This window comes from Klebsiella sp. AqSCr (genome assembly GCF_008452795.1).
GTDB lineage: Bacteria > Pseudomonadota > Gammaproteobacteria > Enterobacterales > Enterobacteriaceae > Klebsiella > Klebsiella pneumoniae.
On the sequence record NZ_MJDM01000005.1, the window covers coordinates 314,904 to 328,460 of the forward strand.

Genomic DNA, 13,557 nt, shown 5'->3' on the forward strand with positions numbered 1-13,557 from the left:
GTTTACAGTCCTGAAGTCAAAGAGATAAACAGCGGTAGCGACAGGATACACAGAACCGAGCTCAACAGCAGCACGGCTTCAGCATCCGGAGACTGGACGCCGAAGCGGTTGCCGAAGACCACGCCGAAGAAGCCGGCGGCCAGGGCTATCATCAGGATCGCGGTAATGGCAATGGAACCGTGCAACCCAAGTAACATCACCAGACCCCAGGCAATAAACGGCTGCACCAGCAGTTTCACGATGGTTGATGTAGCGATCAGCGCATTGAGCTGCAGTTTACGCGCCGACAGGATCACCCCGGTGAGGAACAGCGCGGCGGCGGTGGCAGCCAGGCCCAGCGGTTTGATCGACGCCAGCAGCAGGTCCGGCATTTTAATGCCGATCGCGGAAAGCACCACCCCAAGCAGCGGGCCCCAGACGATCGGTTTTTTCACCGAACGCCACATCAGCACCGGCAGCATCGCCAGCGTAGAACCGCTGTTTTCTCCCGCGGCGCGGGCTTTTTCACGTTCCAGAATCAGCAGGCAGAACGGGGTCATCAGCACCGAGCCGCAGGCGATAGAGACCGCTACCGACAGTGAGGTTGACGCGCCTTCACCCAGCACGCTGCCGAGGATCGGCAGACCTAACGCGGCATAGTTTGGCAGGGCGACGGTGAGGGTCAGCACCGCGGCATCCTGCGGCGTGCGTTTGAACACGCTGGTGGCGAGGAAGTAGATCGCGGCATAGGTGATCCACATCGCGCCGGTCAACACCAGCACCAGCGGCGACTGGGCGACGATCCCGGCCCACGGCGTTTGTACCGTCGCGCTAAACAGCGTGGCGGGTAAGGCAAAATCCATTACAAAAATATTAAGCAGCGAGACGTTTTTGTTATCTACCATCCCGGCCTTACCGGCCCAGAAGCCCAGCAGCATGATAACGAAAATCGGGGCAAGAGCATGAATAATCACATAAGTCATAAATCACCTGTAAATAAGATAGAGTACTGGCGCGATTGTTATTTTTTCTAAAAGCCGTCCCTACCCGGCGCGGTTATTACGCGCTCCGGGGGACGGCTTCCGGCAGGTTTTCTTCTACTACTTACGTACGAACGTCTTACCAGCTGGCGCGCATGCGATCGCGAACCAGTTGCGAGCTGCGGCGGTTTTCCGCGCCCAGGCGGCACTTCAGTGAGGCATCGGTGCGCGCATCAGCGATGGCGTCGCGCAGCGTGTTGCTGACCAACGACAGATCGTGATCGTCAGGGGCATCCGGATTATTAATATCCAGCAGGGCGGAGAGCAGGCCGAGCGTCGCATAGTTGCTGACGTCGTAGGCCATTGGCGGAATGGTAGCCGCCAGTTTCTCCAGCGCCTCTACGGTACGCAGCGTAATGCGCGCCGCCGACGCTTTACCCATCGCGTGGACCAGCACGCCGCTATCGTTAAAGGCGATCAGGCGGTTGGCCTGGTAGCCGTGGGCCAGAAACGCCCCGGACATCGCTTTGCCGACGATCAGGCCAATTACCGGGTGGCCGGCCAAACGGGCTTTGGCATAAGCGCCAGCCGCCCCGGCCAGCGCCTGGTGAATGCCGAAAGCTTCTTCGCGGCGGCCATAGGCCTGGCTTGGCACATCGATCACGGCGACGATCGGCCGTTTGACTGGCTGGTCGGCGTCGGCGGCAATGGTTTCATTAACCACTTTCGCCAGCGTCCAGCCTTCCAGCAGGCCAACTTCGCCGCCGGCGGCGCGCGGGTAGTGGTTGTTAGCATCCGGGACCACGGCGATAAAACGCACGTTTTCGCCATTAATCTGGCCGTCTGCCACCTGGACGGAAGGGCACAGGCCGCTCATCAGCGGCGCGTCGGGCGCCAGTTTGTTCAGCCACAGCGCGGCGCGGTTTGGGAACTGACTCATTATTTATCCTCCCGGGCAAAAAGCTGTTTAATCTGCGCGGTATCCGCCTGCTGGCGGGTGTCGAACTGGCTCAAGCGACGCAGATAATCGTCATAGTTGTCGCTGCGGTGCTGTACCGGTACGCCTTTGGCGATCGCCTCATTCATTGCGGTTTTAACGGCGTTAACGCCATCGTTAACCAGCGCGTCGACCAGTCCGCTGGCGGCGCGAATTTCGCCGCCGGTCATGCTCCAGATAAACGGCCGGTTGCGGGAGTCGTACTCTTCAATGCCGGCTTCCTGCTCGATAACCTGCGGGCCGTTGAGGCCGAGACGGGCTTCACGAGTGACAATGAGATAGCTGCACAGCGCGGCGGCGATAGACATACCGCCAAAGCAGCCGACGGTGCCGGCGATGATGCCGACTACCGGCGTGTAGCGGCGCAGATCGACAATCGCCGCGTGAATATCAGCGATGGCGGCCAGACCGAGGTTGGCCTCCTGCAGACGTACGCCGCCGGTTTCGAGGCACAGCACCGCCTGCGTCGGGATACCGTTGCGGTTATCTTCCGCCGCCAGCTCCAGCGCGGCGGCCATTTTGGCGCCGGACACTTCGCCCATACTGCCTCCCTGGAAGGTGCCCTCGATGGCAATCACCACCGCAGGCTGGCCGTTGATCGTGCCTTTGGCGACCACCATACCGTCGTCGGACTGCGGGACGATGCCCTGGGCGCCGAGCCACGGCGACATAATACCGTCAAACGGATCCAGCAGTTCGCGGTAGCTGCCGTCGTCCAGCAGAGCGTGGGCGCGTTCGCGAGCGCGCAGTTCGATAAAGCTGCGATCGTTACGCATGAGCGGCCTCCTCAAAAACCTGTTCAATACGAATACGGGCGACGCCCGGCGTGGCGCCGAAGTCGTGGATAATCAACTGCCCGGCGGGCAGGCCGTTGATCAGGTTCAACCTGTCGAACAGCGCCTGCCAGCGCGCCTGGCTGTTATCCACTGAGGTGGTGATCTGTACGTTGAGCGTGGCGCTCTGTGCGGCGGTATAAAGTACTTCCATATCGCCTGAACCCACGACTCCTGCCAGCGCTCGGCCGCTGAGGGCGCGGCTGGCAGGAAATGACAATGTAATCTGTTCCATAACATCCTCTGAATGCGTTAGCCGGCAACTCTGTCGAGAAACAGGGTGGCGGCAAGGAGATCGGCGGCGCCTCCCGGCGAGGCGTTTAGCGCCAGCATGATTGCGTCCAGGCGGGCCAGGGCGGCGCGCCCGGCGAAACTGGCGCAACCGCCAGCCGCCAGCACCTCACAAGCGCCTTGCTGCATGGCCTGCAGCCCGGCCATACCGGCGCGCGACAGCACGCAGGTATCGCTCAGCGAGGTCATGATGGCCATCAGCGCATCAAGCTGCGCCTGCGGCTTACTGGCGCCTCGCGCCCGGCTGTGCTGCAGTTGCGGCAGCGCCAGGCGGGTGATATGCGGGAAACCACACTGCGCTTCCTCGCGGGCGCCTGGCACCTGCCAGCGGCGGCTGGCGCGAAGCCCTTTACTAAAGCTTTTCGGCGCGAAGCCGTCGGGCAGGCGGGCGAGGGCGGCGGCCGCGTCGGCGATCGCCTGTGACTGACCCTCTCCACCCAACATCGCCACCGCGCTGACCAGCAGGCCTAGCGCCCATATAGCGCCGCGGTGGGTGTTAACCCCACCCGTCGCCAGCATCATCTGCGCTTCGCCTTCGCGGCCAAGGCGGCCGACGGTTTCGCGCAGGGCGATGTCCGCCGGGCGACGCCAGCTTTGCTCGGCCAGCGCGTGAAAGGTCGGCTGCAGGCTGCGGGCGGAGCGCTCCATCAGCGCCAGATTCAGGTCCTGATGCGCGCCGTTGCCGCGGCTATCCACCAGACCCGGTTTCGGGCTCAGACGGGCTTCGTCAATCAGACAGGCGCTGGCGGTATGCGCCAGCCAGCTGACGCGGCTTTCTGCGTGCAGGGGGGAGAGATTTTTCATTACCAGCTCCGGAATTTTGCCGGTGGGTTGTACAGTCCGTCGGACCACTCCACCAGGTCGGCGACGCTGCCGGCGGCCAGCAGGGAGCGGGTGGCATCGCTGCGGCGAATCCCGAGATCTTCCGGGTAGACCACTTTGCCGCTCTGACGCAGCGCGGCGACGCGTTTGGCGTCCACACCAAGGCCGATATCGGTGATCCCGGCCACCGCGGCGACCATCGCCCGGCGCTCTTCAAGGCTCTCCGCACGGTACAGGTAGGCGATACCCTCTTCGGTCAGGACGTGGGTGACGTCATCACCATAAATCATTACCGGCGCCAGCGGCATGCCGGAGGTTTTCGCCACCTCAACTGCATCCAGCGTCTCAACGAAGGTTGGTTTCACGCCGGCCTGGAAGGTTTCGACCATCTGCACCACCAGCTTTTTCCCGCGCTGCATCGGGTCCGGCTCGGTGATCATATTGAGCCATGCCGGGGTGGCGTGGCGGCGACCGTGCGGGTCGTGGCCCATGTTCGGCGCGCCGCCGAAGCCGGAAAGACGGCCGCGGGTGACGGTCGAGGAGTTAGCCAGACCATCCACCTGCAGGGTTGAACCAATGAACATATCTACCGCGTACTGGCCCGCCAGCTGGCAGAAGGCGCGGTTAGAGCGCATCGAGCCATCCGGGCCGGTAAAGAAGATATCCGGGCGGGCGCGGATGTACTCTTCCATCCCCAGTTCGCCGCCGAAGCAGTGCACGCTCTCCACCCAGCCGCTCTCGATGGCCGGGATTAAGGTTGGATGCGGATTCAGGGTCCAGTGTTTACAGATTTTGCCTTTCAGGCCGAGCTGCTCGCCATAGGTCGGCAACAGCAACTCGATGGCGGCGGTATTAAAGCCGATACCGTGGTTAAGCGACTGCACCTGATGTTCCGCATAGATGCCCTTGATCGCCATCATCGCCATCAGTATGTGTTCTTGCTTAATCAGGCGCGGATCGCGGGTGAAGAGCGGTTCGATAAAGAACGGCTTGTCGGCAACCACCACGTAATCGATCCACGAGCCGGGAATATCGACGCGCGGCAGATCGCATTCGTCGTCCACCAGTTCGTTGACCTGGGCTATCACAATGCCGTCGTGGAAGGCGGCGGCTTCCACCAGCGCCGGGGTATCTTCGGTACTCGGTCCGGTATACAGGTTGCCTTTGCGGTCAGCTTTATAGCCGGCAATCAGCGCGACGTTTGGCGACAGATCGACGTACAGGCGCGAGTAGAGTTCGATATAGGTGTGGATGGCGCCGATTTCGAGCAGGCCATCTTCCAGTAGTTGCGAAATGCGCAGGCTCTGGGTGCCGGAGAAAGAGAAATCCAGCTTGCGGGCAATACCTTTTTCAAACAGGTCCAGATGCTCGCTGCGCCCCACGCTGGGCATAATCATATGCAGGTCGTGAATTTTTTGCGGATTAACTTCCGCCAGCATGCGCGAGAGGAAATCGGCCTGTTTCTGGTTGTTGCCTTCCAGCACAACCCGGTCGCCGGGGGCGAGCAGGTTTTCCAGTACGCTGACCAACTGGTCAGTCGGGATGACCTTACCTGGCATGTTCGCCTCGGTCAGCCGCCGCTGTTTTTCCGTTCGGCGACGGTTCCAGACCCGCCCCGTCGTTTGTTCGGCATTCATTAATAACCTCCTGATTCGACAAATCGTTTTGTTTGTCCTGGTGGAGATTAGTGTGCGACGCGAGGCTATGAGCATCAATTAAGCGCGGTGGCCGATCGTTAGCATCAGAGTAACGATTCCGCCGCAACGTTTGTGATGCGGATCAATAATACATAAGGCGTAGTGGTCTACGGAGAGAGTGTAGGGCAGGGAGCAGGCCGGCGAAGCGCCGGCCTGCGGAAGGACTACTGTTTACTGACATCGCTTAATAAGAAAGCGATACTCTGCCCGCCGCTGGTCTGCTCGAGGGCAATTTTGACGATAATCGTCAACGGCACCGAGAGCAGCATGCCAACCGGACCCAGCAACCATCCCCAGAAGATTAAGGACAGGAATACCACCAGCGTCGAGAGGCCCAGCCCGCGCCCCATGATACGAGGTTCGAGAATATTGCCGAATACCAGGTTGACGATCAGGTAGCCGGCCAGCACTACCAGCGCCTCGTACAGACCACCGAATACCAGCACCTGCAGGATCGGCGGAATGGCCGCCAGCACGGAACCGATATTGGGAATATAGTTCAGCGCGAAGGCCAGTAGCCCCCACATAAAGGCGAAGCGCACATCCAGCAGCACCAGCATGCCCCAGACCACCAGGCCGGTGATCAGGCTTATCGCAGTTTTCAGCACCAGATAATGCGATACGCTGTCGATGGCCCGCTGGATCGCGCCCATGCCTTCTACTGGTCTGGACATTAACTGCTGCAGCTTAGCGGGAAGCTGCGGCACCTCCAGCAGCATAAACACCACCGTCAGCAGCAGCAGAAAAATGGAGGACATGGCGTTCGACAGCTGAGTGAGCAGGCTGGTGACCAGGGTCATTACGGCGTTAGGGTCGATGTACTTATTGAGCTCGACCACCGAAACGGTGAATCCCATACGCTGCAGCCAGGGCGCGATGGTTTGCATCGGCTCATAGAGATAGTTGCGATACTGCGGCAGGGTGCGCGCCAGCTCGTTGAGCGAGGTCCCCAGCGAGGCCAGCAGCACAATGGCTAACATAACAATCAGGCCAATCAGTAGCGAGATCGCCAGCACGCGCGGCACCCGGCAGCGGACCAGTAGCTGAACCAGAGGATTGATGATCACCGCCAGAAAAAGCGCCAGGATAAACGGGACGATTATGTCCGCCGCAAAGCGAATGCCGGTAAGGATGATCACCAGCATGCCCAACATGATGACCATCTTTAATCCGTTAAGTGTAATAATGGGTTTAGCCATAGGATCCCGACCTCAAACTTCCTTGCCTATTAACAGGTTGCGTTACATTAGCATAATGACGCTTTTTTGCAGAACAAACGCATTGAAGAAAAACCGCGGCGTAAAGAATTGCAAAGTCTTTGAATTAAATGTAGCACTATGCTACAAATCTACCTGTGTTTAACTACTGAGGACAATTTTCATCCGCACCGGACGAGAAGCAACACCGCGGATAATTGTAATTTTATGGACAATCAGTTCAGGATGTATATTTTAAATCACCCCGCAGTATCCCTCACTTTTTCCCGTTTTGCCGGCGAACAGCACTGGCATTCGGCGCTATAGTCACCTTCTTTCTGCCTGAGCTGGCGCCAAGCGCACAGCGATATCTACGTCAGAAATTTTCCTGTTTACGTCTCGCGTAAACGGTAATGGATTATATTCTCAAGCAGGAGAAGGGATCATGTTTTATTGGATTTTATTAGCTTTAGCAATTATTGCTGAAATTACCGGCACCTTGTCTATGAAATGGGCAAGCGTGAGCGGCGGGCACACCGGCTTTATTTTAATGCTGGCCATGATTGCCCTGTCATATATTTTTCTTGCCTTTGCGGTTAAAAAGATTGCCCTCGGTGTGGCCTATGCGTTGTGGGAAGGGATCGGTATTTTACTGATTACCCTGTTCAGCGTGCTGCTGTTTGATGAGAGTCTGTCCCTGCTGAAAATAGCCGGCTTGACCACCCTGGTGATAGGGATCGTCTTAATTAAGTCCGGCACCCAGAAAAAAGCGTCTTCCAAGCAGGAGGTGGCCCATGCAGCAGTTTGAGTGGATCCACGCCGCCTGGCTGGCAATCGCCATTGTGCTGGAAATTATTGCCAACGTCTTTTTGAAGTTTTCCGACGGCTTCCGCCGCAAGATCTACGGCATCCTGTCCCTGGCGGCAGTATTGGGCGCGTTCAGCGCCCTGTCGCAGGCGGTTAAAGGGATCGATCTCTCGGTCGCCTATGCGCTGTGGGGCGGCTTCGGTATCGCGGCGACCATCGCCGCCGGCTGGGTGCTGTTTGGTCAGCGTCTGAATAACAAAGGCTGGGCGGGGGTTATCCTGCTGGTAGCCGGCATGGTGTTAATTAAACTCGCCTGACGTCTCGCCGCCTGCAAAGCCAGGCGGCAAATGGAAACTTCATTCACGCCTGGCCCCGCTGTAATTGTGTCAGGTGACGCTGAGGGCTGCGCAGGTTCACTGCTTTCGGCTGGCGGAAAATCATTTCCGCCAGGACGATGTCAATAATGATATTCTTCACCGGCCTCGGTCCATTACTCACCGGCAAGCGCCTCCAGCTTATCGCGAAAGCCAGTCACCGCAATGGCGCGATTGTCCGCCCGCCAGCGATCCTGCGGGCCGGGGGCCGAACTCTGCACGGCGATCACCTGCCAGCCGTCCTCCGTTTTCAGCAGCAGCGGCGAGCCGCTGTCGCCAGGCAGGGTGTCACACTGATGCGACAGTACGCTGGTTTGCGCCCACCCTGTCACGATGCAATCCTGGTGGCTGTAAAGATTATCGAGATGATCTTCAGGATAGCCAGACTGGGTAACTTTACGGTCCGCCGCCTTCAGCGCGGCGGTGAGATCGGCCTTGCTGCCCGGAAAGAGCGGGATCGGCGTAATGCCAGACGGAGCATAGCGCAGCACGATCAGGCCAAAATCGGACGGCGCCGCAGCGGAAGGGACAATCCAGCCGTCGCCATCGGCTTTCAGGCGTCTGCCTAAGCTGGGATCGACTCGCCCGTCAATGCCGTGGATCTCATAGACCCAGTTGCCCTTGCGGGAAATAAAGCGCAGGGCGACCGCTTTGTCCGGCTTGCCGCGCGGGGGCGTTAACAGACAGTGGCCCGCGGTCAGCGCCAGATGCGGAGAGATGAGCGTCGCCGTACACAGATTGCCGCTGGCGGTTTCCAACTGGCCAATCGCGTCCCACGGACTCTCCTCGGGGCGGTTCACCGCTTTGCGGTCATCGTGACCGAAAAACAACGTCTTAATATCTTTGGCGCTCAGTCCGCTATCATCGGCATGTGCGCCCAGAGGTAACAGATAAAATGAACACAGTAATAACAGAACGTCTCTACGCATATCACTCTCTGGGGAGGCTATGATGTCTATTGACAGTAGCAGGAGATTTAAGTTTTTGAAAGTAAACAATAATTCTAAACAGGCCAAACTGTATACCACATCAGCGCGCGGTGGGGTCTGGCGCTGGTAAAACCTCCTGATTTCAAGCGGTTAATACCAGTGTTCTGCTTGTGCTATTTCCGCAGAAAGTGGCGTCTTGCGCAACAAAATTCATGTATCAGAACGTACTGAATTCGGTTAATAATGCAGCAATTCATCCGTGGGATTATTCCTGGTTTGTCAGCATAATGCCCAAAAATAATACTTTTACCCACCAGATCTTCACCGGAATTCGCACTTCTTTACGCCTCTCGTAATTATTTTCAATGCGAAACATTTTCTCACCGAAAACGTTGTTACCGTCGCCCTGCCGTTGAGTAAATAGAGAGGTAGTACCGGCGATGATAGCCTGAACTCTATTTCCCCTGCGTTCGGAGGGCTTATGTCTAAAAAAGGTATTCGCGCACTGGTTTATGTTTCCTTGGTCTCAGTCGCTATCTGGGGCGCGACCGGCTATCTGGTGATGGAAGCCGTGCGTGCATTGTGATGGACGCACCACCCGGCAAGGGCCAGGCGTGCGAGATATTACGACTAACATGTCTGGCGTCTTCTGGCGCCGGACATTTTTTTGCGCCGCAGAGAGTCACAGGATAATGGGAAGCGGGAAGCGGGGAGCGGGTCAGCGATAGCCGCACGGTATTCATTTTAATGAAAAGCTGGTAGAAGCAGCAAAATGCGAGCGCGGGATAAATAATTAAGAGAGGAAAAAACGGGTTGCAACCACTGCGCATATAATTAGCAGGATCAGGATGAGCTCAAAACGATAGCGCCGCAGCATAGTGCTCTCCAGAAAAAACGGCGCTGAAACAGCGCCGATTATTAAGAAGGTTGGTTCACCGGGAGGAATTATGCTGCCGGCTGTGCAGTCGGTTTAGCGGCCTGGTGTTTAGTGGTTTTGTGGTGTTTTTTCGCTGCCTGCGCTTTCTGGGCTGCCGGTTTAGCCGCAGCTTTGTGATGCTTTTTCGCCGCCTGAGCTTTCTGCGGAGCAGCTGGTTTAGCTGCTACTTTTTTGTGTTTTTTAGCGGCCTGGGCTTTCTGAGCAGCGGCTGGTTTAGCTTCTGCTTTTTTGTGTTTTTTGGCAGCCTGAGCTTTCTGCTCTGCAGCCGGTTTTGCCGCGGCTTTGTGGTGTTTTTTGTGATGGGTGGTCTTGGCAGCCGTGCTGTGGGTGGCAGCCGGTGCCTGAGTGGTGCTTACTGCGTCAGCAGCGAAAGCGGCGGAAGAGAGACCCATAGCAGCGGCAACGACCAGAGCTAATACTTTTTTCATTCTGATATCCTCGAAAAGTTTTCTTAATTTCAACCCCACTGCGGGGCCGGTGAAATCACTATATGCTTGTCTTTTCGAGCTTTCCGTGAGTGTTTGGTATCGGCGTGTAACCGAATGTACAAGGCGGGAACGACAGGACGCGCCGGGTAGCCCGGCGCGTATGATTACAGGTAGCGAGTGGTCAGGTGCTCGCGGAAGTAGCGGCTATTAAGATCCTCACCGGTGGCCTGCTGAATCAACTGCGAGGTGGTGAAGCGGCTGCCATGCTGCCAGATATTCTGCCGCAGCCAGTCGAACAGGGCGCTGAAATCGCCTTCCTCAATATCGCGATCTAATGTCGGCAGCGCGCGGCGGGCCGCGGCCATCAACTGCGCGGCATACATCGCGCCCAGGGTATAGGAAGGGAAATAGCCGAATCCGCCGTCGGTCCAGTGAATATCCTGCATGCAACCATCCCGATAGTTGCCGGTGGTCGACAGCCCCAGCCAGTGCTGCATTTTCTCGTCCCACAGCGACGGGATATCATCTACCTCAATCTCGCCGTCGATCAGCGCACGTTCAATTTCATAACGCAGGATGACATGCGCCGGGTAGCTCACCTCATCGGCATCGACGCGAATAAAGCCGGGTTTCACCTGCTGATTCCAGGCGACAAAATTGTCCTGGCTAAAGGCCGGCCGATCGCCAAACCGCTCGCGCACCGCCGGTAACAGGCGGTTAAGAAACCGCTCGCTGCGTCCCAGCTGCATTTCAAAAAACAGGCTCTGCGACTCGTGGATAGCGGTGGAGCGGGCGAGTCCTACGGGCTGGTCGACCCACGGGCGAGGTAGATTCTGCTCGTAGCGGGCGTGGCCGGTTTCGTGGATCACGCCGAACAGAGCGCTGAGCAGGTCGTTTTCGTTGTAGCGGGTGGTGATGCGCACATCCTGGGGTACGCCGCCGCAGAACGGGTGGGCGCAGATGTCGAGGCGCCCGCCGTCGAAGTCAAAGCCAAGGATACGCATCGCCTGCAGGCCCAGCTCCCGTTGTTCAGCAATGGGGAAAGGCCCCTGCGGGGCGATTAGCGTCTGCTTCGCCTGCTTCTCCACCGCCTGGCTAAGCAGGGAAGGTAGCCACGATTTGAGATCGGCGAACAGGCTGTCCAGCCGCGCGCTGGTCATATCCGGTTCGAAAATATCCAGCAGCGCGTCGTAGCGTGAGCCGCCCCTGGCATCGGCGCGGATCTGCGCTTCCTGACGGCTCAGTCTGACCACCTCGCGTAGGTTGTCGGCAAAGCCCGTCCAGTCATTGGCGGGACGCTGGCTGCGCCAGGCATGCTCGCAGCGGCTGCCGGCCAGCGATTTTGCTTCCACCAGGCTCTCCGGCAGCAGCGCCGCCTGATCGTACTGACGCTGCATTTCCCGCAGGTTGGCCTGTTCAACATCATTAAGATCCTGCTGGCGGGCCTCCTGTAACCATTGTCCCACTTTTTTATCGGTCAGGATCTGATGCTGCAGCACGCCGAGCTCGGCCAGCGCTTCGCCGCGGGCGACGCTCCCGCCCGGGGGCATCATCGCGAACATATCCCAGCCGGCGATGGCGGCGAGATGCGAAAAGCGCGACAGGCGCTGAAAGGTACGGGTAAGCTGCTGATAAGGCGTATTTTCAGTCATAGTGGCGTTCGGTCCGTGACAGGTGAATAAAGAGATTATCGCTTTGCCTCTACACTATCCTGATACGCCCGGCGGGTCGAGCGTTGCGCACAGGGGAAGGGAAAGACACATGGCGGGAGAATAAGCTCACCTCTGTGATCGGTGTGACAGAAAACGGTAACATATCGGTACTAAACTGTGATCGATTACACAGGTCTGGAGGTTCGGGGGTGGTTTATGAATCCGTTCACCTGGCTGTTTATTGCACTACTGTCCGTTGATGCCGTCAGAGAGCTGATGGGCTTGTCTTCCATAATGGGCATGTGGTGAAACGTGGCCCGCAGGCCACGTCACACGCGACTATTTCAGTCGCTGATGTAAGCAGGTGCCGGTCAACAGCGCGGCAAGGAGCAGCAGCGCGATAAACCCACCGACGCCGTTCCAGCCGTAGTGATGCCAGAATACCCCGCCTAACGTCCCGGCAAGACTTGAACCCAAATAATAGCTGAACAAATACAGCGATGACGCCTGACCGCGGGCGCGGCGGGCGCGTGGGCCAATCCAGCTGCTGGCGACGGAATGCGCGGCGAAGAAGCCAGCGGAAAACAGCAGCATGCCGATGAAAATAAGCCACAGGGAAGAAAAGAGCGTCAGCAGCAGGCCGCAGAGCATCACCGCTGTAAAGCCAAGCATCACCGGCCCGCGGCCAAAGCGTACGGTCATGGCCCCTGCCTTCGGTGAACTCCAGGTCCCGGTGAGATAAGCTACCGACAGCAGGCCTACCACCGCCTGGCTTAACGACCACGGCGACATCATCAGCCGGTAGCCAATATAGTTAAACAGGGTGACAAAAGCGCCCATCAGCAGAAAACCTTCGATGAACAGCAGCGGCAGGCCACGGTCGCGCCAGTGCAGACGGAAGTTAATCAGCAGCGTTTTCGGTCGCAGCGAGGTCGGGCGGAAATGGCGCGACTCGGGCAGGATACGCCAGAACATAATCGCCGCGGCCAGCGCAAAGCCGCTGATCGCCGCCAGCGCCACGCGCCAGCCGAAGAAATCGGTAAAGACCCCGGTCAGCAAGCGGCCGCTCATGCCGCCGATGGAGTTGCCGCTGATATATAACCCCATCGAAAAGGCGACGAAACTGGGGTGGATCTCCTCGCTCAGATAAGTCATGCCGACCGCCGCTACGCCGCTCAGCGACAGGCCGATGAGCGCGCGCATAATCAGGATGCCGTGCCAGCTGGTCATCATAGTCGACAACAGTGAACAGCAGGCGGCCAGCAGCAGGGCGGTGACCATCACCGGCTTGCGGCCTATAGCGTCCGACAGCGGGCCGGTAAACAGCAAGCCCACCGCCAACATCGCCGTGGAAATTGAAAGCGAAATACTGCTGCTGGCCGGCGACACGCCAAACTCGTTCGACAGCACCGGCAGGATCGGCTGCACACAGTAGAGCAGGGCAAAGGTGGCCAGACCGGCGGAGAACAGCGCGAGAGTGACGCGCATAAACTGCGGGGTGCCACGTTTAATAAACGGATCCGGGCGGGATGCACCAGCGACGCTGACCTCGCCCGCCGGCACGGTGTCAACGGTTGTTGTACGACTCACAGAGAATTCCTTGCGTAGAAGTTGCTGCTTACCAACAGAGTGTTG

Annotated in this window: 15 protein-coding genes; 3 read left to right on the plus strand and 12 right to left on the minus strand. The window is 58.3% G+C overall.

Annotated features, from left to right (window positions below):
* Positions 1–2: 2 nt before the first annotated feature.
* The 7 genes from BHE81_RS05300 to BHE81_RS05330 form a co-directional block, all read right to left on the minus strand.
* Positions 3–962, minus strand: a complete 960-nt coding sequence (locus BHE81_RS05300) for an AEC family transporter (protein WP_004148291.1) — start codon at positions 960–962, stop codon at positions 3–5.
* A gap of 136 nt (positions 963–1,098) precedes the next feature.
* On the minus strand, positions 1,099–1,899 hold the full coding sequence (mdcE, locus tag BHE81_RS05305) for a biotin-independent malonate decarboxylase subunit gamma (protein WP_004224637.1): 801 nt from the start codon (positions 1,897–1,899) through the stop codon (positions 1,099–1,101).
* Positions 1,899–2,732 (minus strand): biotin-independent malonate decarboxylase subunit beta, encoded by an 834-nt coding sequence (locus BHE81_RS05310; RefSeq protein WP_004143105.1) that lies wholly within the window; start codon positions 2,730–2,732, stop codon positions 1,899–1,901. The genes mdcE and BHE81_RS05310 overlap by 1 nt, the downstream gene beginning before the upstream one ends.
* Complete coding sequence (gene mdcC / locus BHE81_RS05315; RefSeq protein ID WP_004143106.1) at positions 2,725–3,024, minus strand: malonate decarboxylase acyl carrier protein; 300 nt, start codon at positions 3,022–3,024, stop codon at positions 2,725–2,727. Before mdcC ends, BHE81_RS05310 begins: the two co-directional genes overlap by 8 nt.
* 17 nt (positions 3,025–3,041) lie before the next feature.
* Entirely contained in the window at positions 3,042–3,884 is an 843-nt protein-coding gene (locus BHE81_RS05320; protein ID WP_149888787.1) for a triphosphoribosyl-dephospho-CoA synthase, read from the minus strand.
* Positions 3,884–5,539, minus strand: coding sequence for a malonate decarboxylase subunit alpha (gene mdcA, locus BHE81_RS05325; RefSeq protein ID WP_021313857.1), 1,656 nt, complete (start codon positions 5,537–5,539; stop codon positions 3,884–3,886). Before mdcA ends, BHE81_RS05320 begins: the two co-directional genes overlap by 1 nt.
* A 224-nt stretch (positions 5,540–5,763) precedes the next feature.
* Entirely contained in the window at positions 5,764–6,798 is a 1,035-nt protein-coding gene (locus BHE81_RS05330) for an AI-2E family transporter (protein ID WP_002903679.1), read from the minus strand.
* Between the two features lie 442 nt (positions 6,799–7,240).
* On the opposite strand from BHE81_RS05330, the gene kpnE reads away from it, so the two are divergent.
* Both kpnE and kpnF read left to right on the plus strand, forming a co-directional pair.
* On the plus strand, positions 7,241–7,603 hold the full coding sequence (gene kpnE, locus BHE81_RS05335) for a multidrug efflux SMR transporter subunit KpnE (RefSeq protein ID WP_002903681.1): 363 nt from the start codon (positions 7,241–7,243) through the stop codon (positions 7,601–7,603).
* Complete coding sequence (kpnF, locus tag BHE81_RS05340) at positions 7,590–7,919, plus strand: multidrug efflux SMR transporter subunit KpnF (protein WP_002903683.1); 330 nt, start codon at positions 7,590–7,592, stop codon at positions 7,917–7,919. The genes kpnE and kpnF overlap by 14 nt, the downstream gene beginning before the upstream one ends.
* Before the next feature lie 43 nt (positions 7,920–7,962).
* Here kpnF and BHE81_RS05345 read toward each other — a convergent pair whose 3' ends face one another.
* From BHE81_RS05345 to BHE81_RS05360, 4 genes are all read right to left on the minus strand, one after another.
* Positions 7,963–8,079 (minus strand): hypothetical protein, encoded by a 117-nt coding sequence (locus tag BHE81_RS05345; RefSeq protein WP_002903685.1) that lies wholly within the window; start codon positions 8,077–8,079, stop codon positions 7,963–7,965.
* A gap of 13 nt (positions 8,080–8,092) precedes the next feature.
* On the minus strand, positions 8,093–8,905 hold the full coding sequence (locus tag BHE81_RS05350) for a trypsin-like serine peptidase (protein ID WP_002903687.1): 813 nt from the start codon (positions 8,903–8,905) through the stop codon (positions 8,093–8,095).
* 945 nt (positions 8,906–9,850) lie between these two features.
* A complete protein-coding gene (asr, locus tag BHE81_RS05355) occupies positions 9,851–10,270 on the minus strand; it encodes an acid resistance repetitive basic protein Asr (protein ID WP_002903693.1) in 420 nt (139 codons plus the stop codon).
* Positions 10,271–10,434: 164 nt separating this feature from the next.
* Complete coding sequence (locus BHE81_RS05360) at positions 10,435–11,922, minus strand: carboxypeptidase M32 (RefSeq protein ID WP_149888788.1); 1,488 nt, start codon at positions 11,920–11,922, stop codon at positions 10,435–10,437.
* A gap of 216 nt (positions 11,923–12,138) precedes the next feature.
* Here BHE81_RS05360 and BHE81_RS28605 point away from each other — a divergent pair, with 216 nt between their 5' ends.
* Positions 12,139–12,231: a KPN_01571 family protein gene (locus tag BHE81_RS28605; RefSeq protein ID WP_004206050.1), complete on the plus strand. Its 93-nt coding sequence runs from the start codon at positions 12,139–12,141 to the stop codon at positions 12,229–12,231.
* Between the two features lie 30 nt (positions 12,232–12,261).
* Here the strand turns inward: BHE81_RS28605 and BHE81_RS05365 are convergent, their stop codons facing one another.
* A complete protein-coding gene (locus BHE81_RS05365) occupies positions 12,262–13,512 on the minus strand; it encodes an MFS transporter (RefSeq protein WP_002903698.1) in 1,251 nt (416 codons plus the stop codon).
* Between the last annotated feature and the right edge of the window lie 45 nt (positions 13,513–13,557).